The 14906-nt window shown below is 72.7% G+C and carries 6 protein-coding genes; all 6 read right to left on the bottom strand.

Annotated elements, in window-relative coordinates:
• Positions 1–47 precede the first annotated feature (47 nt).
• From D1369_RS40650 to D1369_RS40675, 6 genes are read right to left on the bottom strand one after another with little or no spacing between them, the layout of a single operon-like run.
• Positions 48–2663, bottom strand: coding sequence for an amino acid adenylation domain-containing protein (locus tag D1369_RS40650; protein WP_007379416.1), 2616 nt, complete (start codon positions 2661–2663; stop codon positions 48–50).
• A 37-nt stretch (positions 2664–2700) separates the two neighbouring features.
• Positions 2701–3525 (bottom strand): SDR family oxidoreductase, encoded by an 825-nt coding sequence (locus D1369_RS40655; RefSeq protein WP_007379415.1) that lies wholly within the window; start codon positions 3523–3525, stop codon positions 2701–2703.
• A gap of 18 nt (positions 3526–3543) precedes the next feature.
• Positions 3544–4254, bottom strand: coding sequence for an alpha/beta fold hydrolase (locus D1369_RS40660; RefSeq protein WP_007379414.1), 711 nt, complete (start codon positions 4252–4254; stop codon positions 3544–3546).
• Between the two features lie 38 nt (positions 4255–4292).
• Entirely contained in the window at positions 4293–4505 is a 213-nt protein-coding gene (locus tag D1369_RS40665; RefSeq protein WP_118083053.1) for an MbtH family protein, read from the bottom strand.
• 43 nt (positions 4506–4548) lie between these two features.
• Entirely contained in the window at positions 4549–8580 is a 4032-nt protein-coding gene (locus D1369_RS40670) for a non-ribosomal peptide synthetase (RefSeq protein WP_118083054.1), read from the bottom strand.
• Between the two features lie 58 nt (positions 8581–8638).
• On the bottom strand, positions 8639–14902 hold the full coding sequence (locus tag D1369_RS40675; protein WP_118083055.1) for a non-ribosomal peptide synthetase: 6264 nt from the start codon (positions 14900–14902) through the stop codon (positions 8639–8641).
• Between the last annotated feature and the right edge of the window lie 4 nt (positions 14903–14906).

Here is a 14906-nt window from a genome sequence, read left to right on the forward strand (position 1 = left end):
CAGTGGGCCGGCATGCCGAGAACAACTCCTTTGCCGCTCCTCCCCGATCAAGGCGATGCTTCACGGAGACCTGCAACGGTCCCTCGGACGGTGGGGTTCCGGTACAGCTCGCGCAGGCGGACGGACGGAAGGTCGTGAGCGCGCAGGGCGGCAGCGATACGGACGGCGTACAAGGAGTTGCCGCCGAGCTCGAAGAAGTCGTCGTCGGGGCCGACGGGCACTCCCAGTACCTCGGTCCAGATCTTCGTCAGTGTCTCGGTGAGGTCGTCGTCGACGTGGGCGGTCGGGGCGATGTCCCTGACCGGCTGGTGGAGAACGGTGGGTGCGGGGAGCTTCGTCCGGTCGAGCTTGCCATTGGTCGTCAGGGGGAGTGACTCGAGTGTGGTCACGGTCGCGGGGAGCATGTGCTCGGGCAGGATGTCGGCGGCCCGTCGGCGCACCGCGCCGGGGTCGCCATGGCCGTCGGCAAGGATCACGTAGGCGTCGATCCGGGTGGTGGCGGCGTCGGTCGGATCGTCCTGGCGCACCACGACGGCCGCCGCCCGTACGTCGGAATCCTCCAGCAGGACGGAGCGGATCTCGTCGAGTTCGATGCGGAAGCCGCGGACCTTGACCTGGTTGTCGATCCGTCCAAGGTGTTCGAGGCTGCCGTCGGGCCGGAGTCGGCCCAGGTCACCGCTGCGGTACATCGTGCCGCTGGTGACGGGGTCCGCCACGAACCGTTGCGCGGTCAGGTCCGTCCGGCCGAGGTAGCCGCGCGCGACCCCCGCACCACCGACGCAGATCTCGCCCGCGATGCCGGGCGGCAGTAGCCGGCCGACCGGGTCGGTGACGTAGAGGTGCCAGCCGGGGAGGGCACGGCCGACGGAGCGGGTGGCGGCGAGGGCCAGTTTCCGGGTGAGGGTCTGCTCGGTCACGTGGACCGTGGTTTCGGTGATTCCGAACATGTTCACCATCCGGCAGACCGACTCCGGATGCCGGTCGAACCAGGAAAGCAGCATGCGCGCGTCGAGCGGTTCGCCGCCGAACACGACGAGACGGACCCCGATCGGCGTGTGGTCGACATCCAGCAACTGCGCGAAGGCGGAGGGGGTTTGGCTGAGCACGGTGACCCGTTCCGCGACGAGCAGGTCGCGGAATCGGTCGGGTTCGCGGGAGACGAAGTACGGCACCACGACCAGTCGACCGCCGGTGAGCAGGCAGCCCCAGATCTCCCAGACCGAGAAGTCGAAGGCGCTGGAGTGGAACCAGGTCCATACGTCGTCGTCACCGAAGCCGTACTCCGCGCGGGTCGCGTCGATCAGGGCGATCACGTTGCGGTGGGGTACCTCGACGCCCTTGGGGCGGCCGGTGGAGCCGGACGTGTAGATGACGTAGGCCGGGTCGTCGGGGTCGGCGGTCGGCAGCGTCGACTCGGCGGGTGTGTGAAGGAGTTCGTCCGGTGTGACGGGCATGCAGCCCGCTGCCTCGGCCAGCCGGGTGACCATCACGCGCAGCCCCGCGTCCTGTGCGGCATGGGCGATCCGGTCCGCCGGGTAGGCGGGATCGACCGGCACGTAGGTCGCGCCGGCCTTCAACACGGCGAGCAGGGTGACGACGAGTTCGGCCGAGCGGTCCAGACATACGCCCACCCGGTCGCCTGCGGCCACTCCACGTGCCCGCAGGCCGTGCGCCAACCGGTCGGACCGTTCGTCGAGTTCGCGGTACGTCAAGCCGACGCCGGAATCGGTCACGGCGACGTGGTCGGGTGTCGCCGACGCGATCCGCGCGAACGCCTCGGGCACGCTCGCAGGCCCGCTGGAAAGGCTGCCGGGTGAGCGGCCGAGGGCCACCACGCGGGCGGTCTCCCGTTCGTCCAGCAGTTCGACGTCCTCGATCGGAGCGTTCGGGTGGTGCAGGACCTGCCGGTGTACGTGCACCAGGTGTCGTACGAACTGTGCGGCGATCTCGGTGGAGACGTGACTGCCCAGGTGGTCGCAGCGCAGCCGCAGCCCGCTGGAGTCCCGGTGGATCGAAACGGTGAGCGGGAACGCCGGCTCCAGACAGGGCACGTACTCGGTCTCCGCCTCGATCCCGGCAGGGTGGTCCGAGTCGTCGAAGAGGAGACCCGCGAGGACTGCGCCCGCGGCCGGGACGGGCTTCGACTCGCCGGGTGTGGCGGCCGCTTCGACGGTGAGGCTGCCCCGGTCGGTGCCGATGACCGGCGGGGTGTCCGGGTCGTAGCGGCGAAGGGTGACGGCGAGGGCGACGATCCAGCTCGCCTCGTCGCCGACGTGCTCCAGCGGGACGATGTGGGCGGTACCGGGGCCGTCGCCACCCAGCCCCCAGACGGGCGGCGGCGCCTGAGGGAGGACCCGGGGGGTCGAGGCAGTCTCCCGCGGTTCCACAGGCTCCCCAACTGCCAGCCGGTTGAGGGCCGTTCGGTCGAGGTGCCCGCGAGGGGCGACGACGATCAGGTCGGACAGGCCGTCGGCGTAGCGCAACAGCACCGTGCGCGGTCTGTCGGCGGGGCGGGCGAGTTCGACGGCGCGTCGGCGGGCGGCGAGGGGGTCCGTCGCGGGCGCGGGGACGTCCTCGACCCACTGTCCCGGCCGGGCGGTCATGCCCGGGAACCGGAGGCGCAGGGCATGGCAGTGGGCCGCGGGCAGGAGCGGTCCTGACATCGGGGGTTCCTTGTCGTTCGGGGGACGGGGCAGGCGTTCAGCGGGCGCTGAATCCGCCGTCCACGGTCAGGACCGATCCGGTGATCTGCCGGGATTCGTCGGAGGCGAGGAAGACGACCGCCGCGGCGACGTCGTCCGGTTCGATCAACGCGTTCATGGGCTGGGCCTCGACGAAGGTCTTCTCGTGCTCGACCACCGGCACCTCCAGTGCCCGAGCGATCTCGGCGAGCATCCGTCCCTCGGCCTGCGGGTCGTCGCGCACCGAACCCGGGCAGACCGCGTTCACCCGCACCTTCGTGGGGGCGTAGTCGAGTGCGGCGGCCTTGGTCAGGCCGATGACCGCGTGTTTGGCGGCGACGTATCCGGCGAAGTGCCGGTAGCCCACGAGTCCCGCCGTGGAGGCGACGTTGACGATGCTTCCGGCGCGCCGGGCGCTCATGGCCTTGCCGACCTCGCGGATCACCCGCCAGGCACCCGAGAGGTCGACGTCGATCATCAGGGACCACTCGGCCTCGTCGATCTCGTGGACGGGTCTGCCGGAGGGCGCGGCGATGCCCGCGTTGTTCACGGCCACGTCGATCCTCCCGAACCGGTCCTGCGCCCTGGTCACGGCCTCGCGTACGGCCACCAGGTCACGGATGTCCGCCGGGGCGGTCAGCACGGCGGCACCCGCCGCCCGGCACAGCGCGGCCGTGTGCTCCAACTGGCCGGGTGTGCCCAGGGGATAGGGCACGCCGGGCAGGTCGGCGCAGATGTCCAGCAGCATGAGGTCGGCGCCCTCGGCGGCGCAGGCGAGGGCGATCGCCCGGCCGAGTCCTCGGGCGGCGCCGGTGATGAGGACCGACTTGCCGTGCAGTCGCATCGGGAACTCCTTACAGGGTCAGACCAGCTTCGAGACGATCAGGCGGACCAGCTCGGGTGCGGCTTCGGTGAGATACATGTGACCGCCGGGAACCTCGACGTGGTCGAAGTCGCGGCCTGACACCTTGCTCCAGGACGCGGCCGCCTCGAAGCCGACCAGGCCGTCCTCCTCGCCTCGGACGACCGTGACGGGCACGTCCAGGGGGAGCCGGGTGCTGCGTACGTAAGCCTCGTGCATCTCGACGTCCGCGCGCAGGGTGGGCAGGAGCAGCTCGCGCATCTCCGGGTCTTCGAGTGCGGGGTGGCTGTAGCCCGCGAAGTCGGCGACCCGGGCGAGGAAGTCCTCGTCGGACAGTCCGGTGGCTCGCCGGGCACGGCTGTGGTCGGGTTCCGGCGCCCCGCTGACGAACAGGTGGGCGACTTCCCTACCGGGCTCGGCGGCGAGCCGGTGGGCGAGTTCGTAGGCGAGCACGGCGCCGAGGCTGTGCCCGAAGAGGGCCACCCTGCCATCTTCCCCACCGAGCCTGTCCCGCAGCTGGGCCAGCAGCCCGTCGACGGCACGGTGTGCGTCCCGGTACGGCTCCTCGTCGATCAGCCGTTCCCGGCCCGGCAGTTGCAGCGCCACGATCTCCAGGGCATCCCCGGCCAGGGCGGCCCAGGGGCGATAGAACGAGGCGCCCGCACCGGCGTACGGAAGGCACACCAGCTTGGTCGTGTCGCGCGTGATCATGGTGCGGGGATCTCCTTGTGCGTGAGGGGGGCGGGCAGTCACTCGCCCATGGCTTCGATCAGGCTCTTGGGGCGCATGTCGGTCCAGTGCGCGTTGACGTGGTCCAGGCAGGACGGGCGGCTCGCGGGGCCGTGGACGACGGTCCAGCCGGCCGGGACCTCGGCGAAGGCCGGCCACAGGGAGTGCTGGCCCTCGTCGTTCACCAGGACCAGGTGCTCGATGCTGTCGTCGTCGAAGGGGTTGGTGGTCATGAGAACTTCCTCCATGGGTCGAGCGATCGGGTACCGGGCCGGATCACCTCGCGAGGTGGCTGTCCAGCACCGGGCCCATCCGGTCCAGCGACGCCGGACCGGTCATCTCCCCGTGCGCGCACGGGATGTCGTGGTTGGCGATGCGGCCTCGGACGTACGGCTGCCAGGCGCGGTACCGGCCGGGGACCGCGTCCGGATCCTGGGCGGCGGTGAAGAACAGCAGGTCGCCGCGGTAGGTCGTGGGGGCGAACTCGCCCAGCAGACGGCGGTTGTTCGCCGTTACGCCGACCAGCGCCGCCAGTTCGGCGTCGCTCAGGCTGCCTGGCATGTCGGGCACGCCACGGATCAGCTCCGCGAACCGGGCGTCCGTCAGCGGCCCGGCCTCGGGTGGGGGCACCTGGCGCCCGAGGATGGCCAGGAGGCTGCGCAGCAGCGCCGGGCGGTCGGACGGGGCGGGGCCCTGCCGGATCCAGCTGCCGGGAAAGGCGTCGAGCAGCGCGAGGAGAGCGACGTCCTCACCGGCCGCTTGGAGGCCGACGGCCACCTCGTGCGCGACGAGTCCGCCCATGGAGTAGCCCAGCAGGTGGTACGGGCCGTGCGGCTGGGTCTCGCGGATGAGAGCGGTGTGCTCGGCGACCGCCTCGGCCAGGGTGGCGGCCGGCTCCCGGCCCGGGATCAGCCCCCGGGACTGAAGGCCGTACAGCGGGCGGCCGGGGGCGAGGTGGCGGGCAAGACCGGCGAAACCCCAGGACAGTCCGGAGGCCGGCGGGAGGCAGAACAGGGGCTCGCGGTGCCCCCGGGTCCGGAGCGGTAGCAGCGGGCCCAACGGAGCCGAGTCTTCGGTGCTCCCGTCCGGTCGGCGGGCCAGCGCTGCCACCGTCGGTGTGTCGAAGAGGGCGCGCAACGGCACGTCCCACTCGAGTACGGCGCGGATGCGAGAGGTCAGGCGGGGCGCCAGCAGGGAGTGGCCGCCGAGGTCGAAGAAGCCGTCGTGGACGCCGACCCGGGCCGGGTCGAGGCCGAGGACCTCCGCGAAGACGCCGCGGAGCGTCTCCTCGCGCGGAGTGCGCGGGGCGCAACGGGCGGTCCGCGCCCTGTCGGGGGCGGGCAGCGCCCTGCGGTCCAGCTTGCCGCTGGCGGTGTGAGGGAGCGCGTCGAGCGTGACGAACGCCGACGGGATCATGTGGGCTGGCAGGGCGCGCGCCAGGTGCTCGCGGAGGTCGTCGGCGGGTAGGGCGACGGCCCTGGTCCCGGTGGGTTCGGCGGCTCCGGCGGCCGTCCCGGTCCTGGGTGCGCCGGGCCCAGCCGACATTTCCGCTTGCGGCTCGGCGGCCTGTCCTGCCGTTTCGGCCGGGACGATGTAGGCGACCAGCTGTTTCTCGCCGCGGTCGTCCTGTCGTACCGTCGCCGCGGACTTGGCGACTGCCGGGTGCGTGGCCAGTACGGCCTCGATCTCGCCCAGTTCGACACGGAAGCCGCGGAGCTTGACCTGCTGGTCGGCCCGGCCGAGGAAACGCAGCATGCCGTCGGGCCCACGCACCGCCAGGTCACCCGTGCGGTACAGGCGTTCCCCCGGCCCGCCGAACGGGTCGGCGACAAAGCGCTCGGCCGTCAGACCGGGTCGGCCGAGGTAGCCGCGGGCTGGGCCGCCGCCCGCCACGTACACCTCGCCGACCGCTCCGTCGGGCACGTGCCGCAGCCCGTGGTCGAGGAGGTGGACGTGGTTGCGGGCGAGCGGCCGCCCGATGGGCGGACCGGCGTTGTCGCGCGGATCACCGCCGAAGGGGTCGACGTCGGACTGCCAGGCGGTGGCATAGACGGTCGCCTCGGTGGGGCCGTAGAAGTTGACGAGCCGTGCCTCGGGAAAGGCGGCCTCGATGTCGGCGCGCAGCCGTGCGGGGATCGGTTCGCCGCCGAGAGCCACGGTGTGCGGTGCGACGGCGGGCGGTTCGGCCAGTACGGCGGCCATGACCGTGGGGACGCCGCTGATCAGCCCGGCGTCCCGATGAGCGCCGTCGGTGAGCGCGAGGAGGCTCTCGACGATCTCGACGCGGCCCCCGCACAGCAGCGGCGAGAAGATCTCGAACACCGAGACGTCGAAGTTGAGCGAGGTCGAGAACAGCACCTTGGCCAGCCGCCCGGAACCGAACGCGGCATGCGTCCACTCGACGAACTCGACGGCGTTGCGGTGCGTGGCCAGGACACCCTTGGGGCGGCCGGTCGAGCCGGAGGTGTAGGTGATGTAGGCGAGGTTGTCGGGTGTCGGCGGGTTCGCACCGTGGCCGTCGGTCAACACCTTTGCGGAATCGCCGATGTGATGGTCCGTCAGCTCGCCGTCGACGATGAGCATTGGTGTCCCCTCGGGCACCGTCCCGGCCGTCTCGGCGTCGGCGAGGACGACGACCGGGCGGGCGTCGGCGACGATGTACGCCAGCCTGTCGGCCGGGTAGACGGGGTCGAGCGGGAGATATGCGGCGCCGGACTTGAGGACGGCGAGGACGGCGACGACCAGCTCCGCCGTACGGGGCAGCGCGATGCCGACGACCTGCTCCACGCCCGCACCGAGCGCGGTGAGCCGGTGGGCCAACCGCGTGGCCCGGGCGTCCAGTTCGGCGTAGGTGAGACGGCTGCCGCGGTCGAGCACGGCGTCGGCCCGCGGGGTGGCGGCGACCTGGGCGGCCCAGAGTTCGGGGAGCGTGCGCAGTGCGGGAGGCGGCAACGGGCTGCGGCGGGGCCGTTCCTCGGGAGCCAGGAGTTCCAGCCGACCTTGCGGGAGTTCCGGGTCGGCGGCCATGGCTTCCAGGATCCGCACCAGGCGGGCGAGTGTGGCGTCGGCCCAGTCCGCGGTGAACAGCCCGGTGCGGTAGGCGAGCCGGAACCGGGGGCGGGGGCCGGGAAGGGCCACCAGGGTCACGGGATAGTGGGTGGAGTCGCGACCACTCGAACCGACGAGCCGGATCCCGCCGTCCCCGCCGGTGCGCGCGCCACCGCCACCCGCCGCCGCCGGATCCACCGGGTAGTTCTCGAAGACCACGAGGGTGTCGAAGAGTTCCGGGACACCGACGGCCCGTTGGATGTCGGCCAGCCCGAGGTGATGGTGGTCCAGGAGGTGGACGTAGCCGTCCTGGACCTCGTGGAGCAGGCGGCCGACGGGGTCGGCGGGGCGCAGCCGGATCCGGGTCGGGACGGTGTTGATGAACAGGCCGACCATGGACTCGACGCCGGGGAGTTCGGCCGGGCGGCCGGAGACAGTGGTACCGAAGACGACGTCGTCGCGTCCGGTCAGCCGGCCCAGGAGGATCGCCCAGGCGGACTGGACGAAGGTGTTCAGTGTGACGCCGAGGCTCCTGGCGCGTGCGGTGAGCGCGGCTCCGGACTCCGCCGACAGCTCGGTCCGGGCCTGTGCCGGCTCGCCCGCGCCCGGGTCCGCCCCCGGCGCCAGCCGGGTCGGCTCCGTCACCCCGGCGAGCGCGTCCCGCCAGGCGGCCTCGGCGGCACTGCGGTCCTGGCGGTCCAGCCAGTGAAGGAAGGTGCGGTACGGCGGCACGGGCGCGAGGCCGGCCGGGGCGTCCCCGGCGGCGTACAGCGTGAGCAGTTCCCGCAGGAGCACCGAGACCGACCAGCCGTCGAGCAGGATGTGGTGGTGGGTGACGAGCAGCCGGTGGTGCCGCTCCGAGGTGCGGACCAGGGTGCAGCGCAAAAGGGGCGGAGTGGCCGGGTCGAAACCGCGCTCCCGGTCCCGGTCCAGCAGCTCTGTCCAGGCCTTCTCGGCGTCGATGCCCGGCTCGGTCAGATCGACCTCCGCCCACGGCAGGGTCGCCCGGCGCGGGACGACCTGCACGGGCTGGCCGCCACGGCGCCGCCGGAAGGCCGCCCGCAGGTTCGGGTGGCGCTCCAGCAGGGTTTGGGCGGCGGCGCGCAAACGGCCGGAGTCCACCGGGCCTTCGAGCTCGAAAACCAGCTGTACGACGTACGCGTCGGCGGCGTCCCGTTCGTGCTCGTACAGGGCGTGGAAGAGCAGACCCTCCTGGAGTGGGGTGAGGGGGAGTACGTCGGCCGGCGCGGGCTGTGTCATGTCGTCATCTCGTCTCGCTGTCTCGTCCAACTCGTCCCTCGGTCAACTCGTCCCTCGGTCAGGAGTCCAGGCCCGCCGTGAGCTCGTCCAGTTCGTCCCGGCCGATGCCGGCCACCGACAGGCCCGCGACCGACTGGCCGACCGCGTCGCCGCTGCGGGAGACGAGCGCGGTGAGGGCGGCGAACCAGGACTCGGCCAGCGCCCGCACCTCCGGCTCGGCCAGAACACCGTCGGGCCAGGACCAGTGGGCCAGCAGCTGGGGTTCGGCGCCGGTGTCGCGGACGACCGCGCCGACTTCGAGGACGTGCGCGGCGGCGAGATCCGGATCGGCACCGGTGCCGAGCGCCGCCGACTCGGGGGCGAAGGCCCACGGCACGGTGCCGCTGGGGTCGGGGGCGGTGAACCGGCCGAGGTAGTTGAAGCCGATCGCCGGAGCGGGCACCTTGGCCAGCTCGGGTGCCGTGTCCGGGTCGAGGTGGCGCAGAAGGCCGTAGCCCACGCCGTGGTCCGGCAGTTCCCGCAGGTGCTCGGCGACCCGGCCGACGGCGAGGTCGGCCGCGGGCCCGGCGGCCAGCGCGTCGGCCACGTCCACGCCGGTCAGGTCGAGGTGCACGGGGTACAGCGAGGTGAACCAGCCCACGGTCCGGGACAATTCCAGTCCGGGCGCCAGTTCCTCCCGGCCGTGGCCCTCGACGTCGAGCACGACGTGCGGGGAGCCGTACCGGTCGGCGACGCCCAGGGCGAGGCCGGTGAGCAGGACGTCCTGGACACTGGCACGCAAGACGGACGGGACCGTGGTGAGCAGCGGGCCCGTGACGTCGGCCGGCAGGGTCAGCCGCAGCGAGCGCGTCGTGGCGGTGGTGTCCCGGTCGGGATCCAGCGGGCGCGAGCCCAGCGGGAGGTGCGGGGCGGCGGCGATCCGCTGCCACAGCTCGACCTCGGCGACCCGCGACGGCACCCGCGCCTCCTCCTGGAGCACCGTGGCCCAGCGGCGGAACGAGGTGCCGACGGCGGGTAGTTCGGGATGCCGCCCGGCCGTGAGCGCCTCCCATACGGCCCGAAGGTCGGGTACGAGGATGCGCCAGGACACCCCGTCCACGGCCAGGTGGTGGACGACCAGCAGCAGCCGTCCGGCCCGGTCCGCTCCGGCGTCGAACCACACGGCGCGCACCATCGCACCGACCGCCGGATCGAGCAGCCCGACGACCCGGTCGAACTCCTCGGCGACGGCCGGGTGAAGGTCGGCCATGCCGGAGACGTCCCGCCGGTCTAGCAGGTCGGCCGCGCGAACCGTGCCGACCGGGCGGACGTGCAGGACCGGCGCGCTCCCTGCCTCCGGGCCGGTGGTGAGCTGTGAGCGCAGCATGGCGTGGTGGTCGAGCAGGGTTCCAAGGGCGTCGGCCAGCCGGTCCGGTCCGGCCTGGGCGGGCACTGTCAGCAGAACGGACTGGCTGAACCGGTCGATCGGTCCGCCGCGTTCGAGCAGCCATCGCATGACGGGGGTGAGTGGGACCGGCCCCACCGCGTCGTCCGCGGCACCTGGTGCGGTGATGGGCCTCTGGGGTGCGGCGATGGACCCCCGGGCCACCGCCGCCAGCTCTCGCACCGTCTGGTACTTGAACACGTCCCGGGCGCTGATCACGACTCCGGCCTCGGCGGCCCGGCTCACCAGCCGGATCGAGGAGATGCTGTCACCACCGAGAGCGAAGAAGTCCTCGTCGAGGGGGACGTGCGACAGGTTGAGCAGTTCACCGAAGAGCGCGGCGAGGACGCGCTCGGCCGGGGACGCCGGTTCCTGCGCCGCGGGCGCGGGCAGTGCCTCGGGCTCCGCGCGGTGCGGTTCCCGCAAGGGCCGTCGTTCGTCGTCACCCCCGAGGTCCACGTCCTCGATCCGCACCCCGGGATCCGCGGCGACGGCGCTCAGGAAGCGCACCAGCCCTCGCGCCAGCCGCTCGGCCGTGGCCGCGTCGAAGAGGTCGGTGCTGTACTCGGCGATGCCGTCGATGCCCGCCGGGCCGCCGTCGGCGTGGCGGCGCTCGCTCAGGTAGAAGGACAGGTCGAAGCGGGCGGCCCCGGTCTCGACCGTCTCGACGCTCACCTCCAGCCCGGGCAGGGCCAGTTCCGGCTGCGCGTTGTGTCCGGTGAACGCCAGCACGACTTGGAAGAGCGGATGCCGGGCGAGGGTGCGCTTGGGTGTGAGGGCGTCCACCAACACGTCGAACGGCACGTCCTGATGGGCGTATGCGGCGAGGTCGAACTCCCGTACGCGGCCCAGCAGTTCGCGGAAGGTGGGGTTGCCCGAGGTGTCCGTTCGCAGGGTGAGGCTGTTGACGAAGAAGCCGACCAGGTCGTCCAGCCTGCTGTCGGCGCGCCCGGCGACCGGCGTGCCGAGGACGATGTCGGTGCCCGAGCCGAACCGGGTCAGCAGTGCGGCGAATCCCGCCTGGAGGACCATGAAGAGGGTGACCCTGGAATCGGCGGCGAGGCCGGCGAGCCGCGCGTGCAGTTCGGCGTCGATCGTGAGGGCGGCCCGGTCGCCGTCGCCGCTGGGCTCGGCGGGCCTGGATCGGTCGGCCGGCAGGGGCAGTTCGTCCGGCGCGCCCGCCAGCGTCTCCCGCCAGAAGGCGATGTGTCGGCTCATCCGGCTGCCGGGCTCACCCGCCGAACCCAGCAGTTCGCGCTGCCATTGCGCGAAGTCGGCGTACTGGATGGCCAGTTGGGACCGCTGTGGGGTGTCGCCCCCGGCCCGCGCAGCGTACGCGGCCGCCAGATCGCGCATCAGGGGTGCCATGGACCAGCCGTCTACGGCGATGTGGTGGGCGAGCAGCAGTAGGACGTGGGTGTCGGCGTCGAGCGAGTACAGGGTGGCCCGCAGTGGAGTTTCGGTCGACAGGTCGAAGCGGGACCGCGCGGCGGCGGTGAGCAGCGCGGGGAGTTCGGCCTCGGTGGTCTGCACGACAGCAAGGTCCGGGCGGCCTGCCTCCGGGGTGAGGATCCGCTGGTACGGGGTGCCCTGGAAGTCGGGGTGGAGGGTGCGCAGTGGTTCGTGGCGTGCGACGAGGTCAACGAGGGCCGCGCGCAGCGCGTCCGGGTCGAGCGAGCCGGTCAGACGCAGGGCCCAGGGGACGGTATAGGTGGTGCCGCCGCCCTCGAGGCGGCTCATGAACCACATGCGCTGCTGGGCGTACGACAGCGGGATGGGCGCGTGTCCGCGTTCGTACGGCGCGAGTTCGGGGCCCCGTACGCCGTCGACCTCACGCAGCCGCTCGGCCAGTCCGGCGGGCGTCGGCGTGTCGAAGACCGACCGGACGGGCAGCGCGGTGCCGAGCGCGGCCCGGATCCGGTCGGCGAGGCGCATGGCGAGCAGGGAGTCGCCGCCGAGGTCGAAGAAGGCGTCGTCGGCTCCCACCCGGTGGGCCGGCACACCGAGCACGTCGGCGAACAGGCCGCACAGGATCTCCTCCTGCGGGGTGCGCGGGGCACGGCCCCCGCTCTGCGCCGACGGGGTCGGCAGGGCGGTGGGGTCGAGCTTGCCGTTGGCGGTCAGCGGCAACTGGTCCAGCCGTACGACGGCGGAGGGGACCATGTGCTCGGGGAGCGTGCGTGCCGCGTGGCGGCGCAGCGTGTCGGCGTCCACGGCCGCTGCGACGACGTAGGCGACGAGCCGTTCGTCCCGGACGAGGACGACCGCCCGTGACACGTCAGGGTGGCCGGCGAGCGCAGCCTCGACCTCGCCGGGTTCGATGCGGAAGCCTCGGATCTTGACCTGGTCGTCGGCGCGGCCCGCGTACTCCAGCTCCCCGTCCGCCGACCGGCGCGCCAGGTCGCCCGTGCGGTACATGCGGGTACCGGGCGCGCCGAACGGATCGGCCACGAACCGCCCTGCCGTCAGCCCGGGCCGCCCCAGGTATCCGCGCGCCAGACCCGCCCCGGCGACGTACAACTCGCCGGTCGTGCCCGGCGGCACGAGTCGCAGGCCCGCGTCCAGGACGTACGCGCGCAGGTCGGGAATGGCGTGTCCGATCCGGCCCCTGCCCTCGCGCGCCGGCTCCTTTGCGAGTGGCAGGCCGGTGACGTGGACGGTCGTCTCGGTGATGCCGTACATGTTCACCAGGACGGGTGCGTCCTGTGGGTGCCGCGTGTACCACTCGGCGACCCGCGTCATGTCCAGGGCCTCACCGCCGAAGACCACGTACCGCAGGGCGAGCCGGTTCCCGGTGTCGGGCAGGGCGGCGTCCGCGCGCAGGAGTTCGCCGAATGCCGAGGGCGTCTGGTTGAGCACCGTGACCCGTTCGCGGACGAGCAGCCGAAGGAACTCCTCCGGGTCACGGCTCACCGCGAACGGCACGATCACGAGCGTGCCGCCGTGCAGCAGGGCTCCCCACAGTTCCCAGACCGAAAAGTCGAAGGCGTAGGAGTGGAAGAGGGTCCACACGTCGTCGGGCCCGAAGTCGAACCAGTGACGCGTGGACGTGAAGAGCCGTACGACGTTGCGGTGCGGTACGGCTACGCCCTTGGGGCGGCCGGTGGAGCCGGAGGTGTAGATCACGTACGCCGTGTTGGCCGGGTCCGGGGGCGGCAGCCGCAGTGGGGCCGACGGATGGTGCAGCGACTCGGCGACCGTGACCACGGGGATCGCGCACCCGGTCGGCGCCGTCGCGTCCGCCGCGACGAGCAGCACCGGGTCGGCGTCGGCCAGCATGAAGGCCAGCCGATCCGCCGGGTACTCGGGGTCCATGGGCACATAGGCGGCACCGGTCTTGAGCACCGCGAGGACGGCCACCACCAGGTCCGGTGTGCGGGGCAGCGCCAGTGCGACCAGGCGCTCGGGGCCCGCACCGCGGTCGGCGAGCAGGTGGGCCAGACGGTTCGACCGCTCGTCGAGTTCCGCGTAGGTGAGGCGGGTGCCCTCGTGCACCACGGCCGTGGCATCAGGCGTACGGGCCGCCTGCCGGGCGAACAGCTCGGGGAGCGTGCCCTCCGGCGGCGCGGCCGCGGTGCTCGGCTGGGCCAGCAGCTGCTCCCGCTCGCCCGGCAGCAGCGCCTCGATCTCACCGACCCGCCGTGAAGGGTCGGCGGACAGCGCCGCCAGGACCGTGGCGAAACGATCCAGCAGGGTGCGGGCGCCGGTCTCGTCGTACAGGTCGGGCCGGTAGGACAGGCGCAGGGCCAGCCGGCGGCCGGGCAGTACGGCGAGGGTCAGCGGGTAGTGGGTGGCGTCGCGGCCGGCGAGCAGGGTGACCTGTGACGTGTGCGTGGCGGCGGGGTGGTTCTCGAAGGCCAGCAGGGTGTCGAAGAGGTCGCCTGCGCCGGTCGCGCGCCGGATGTCGGCGAGACCGAGGTACTGGTGCGGGAGCAGGGCCGCATGCCGGTCCTGCAGGCGGGTGAGGAACCGGGCGACGGTGTCGGCGTCGTCCCAGCGGACGTGGAGGGGAACGGTGTTGATGCAGAAGCCGACCAGCGAGGTCACGTTCGCCAGCTCGGGCGGGCGGATCGTGACGGTCTGGCCGAACACCGCGTCGCCGCGGCCGGTCAGCCGGCCCAGCAGCACGCCCCAGGAGCCCTGGACAAGGGTGTTGAGGGTGACCCCGACCGCCCGCGCGGTCGCTTCGGCGCGAGCGGTCAGTTCCTCGGGCAGCTCCACGATCAGCTCGTGCGGAAGGACCGGCGCGGTCGGCGCCCCGGGGGCCAGCAGGGTGGGTGCGCTCAGGCCGGACAGGGCGTCCCGCCAGGCCGCTTCCGCGGCGGCACGGTCCTGCCGGCCCAACCAGGCCAGGTAGTCGCGGTACGACGGCGGGGGCGGGAGCGCTGCCGGGTGCTCGCCCGAGTGGAGGGCGCCGAACTCACGGAAGAGCAGGTGCTTGGACCAGCCGTCCAGCAGGATGTGGTGGTTGGTGATCACCAGCCGGTAGCGGTCCGGTGCCCACCGCACGAGCAGGTGGCGCAGGAGCGGCGGCCTGGCCAGGTCGAAGCGGCGGACGCGCTCCTCGTCGAGCAGCCGCTGCCAGGCAGCCTCCCGCCCGTTCTCGTCGTACGCGGACAAGTCCGCCTCGGCCCAAGGGAGTTCGACGTCTGAGGGCACGATCTGGATCGGCGCGCCGCCGTCCCGGCGGCGGAAGCAGGCACGCAGGTTGGGATGCCGGTCGAGCAGCGCCTGTCCGGCGGCCCGTACGGCCGCGGGATCGACCGCGCCCGTCAGCTCCAGCACCTGCTGGGCGGCGTAGACGTCGGGTGCCTGGTCGTCGTCGTACTGGGCGTGGAAGAGCAGCCCCTCCTGCAACGGCGACAGGGGCAGGACATCGGAGATTCCGGACCGGGTCACCGTG

The sequence above is a fragment of the Streptomyces sp. CC0208 genome (assembly GCF_003443735.1).
Classification (GTDB): domain Bacteria; phylum Actinomycetota; class Actinomycetes; order Streptomycetales; family Streptomycetaceae; genus Streptomyces; species Streptomyces sviceus.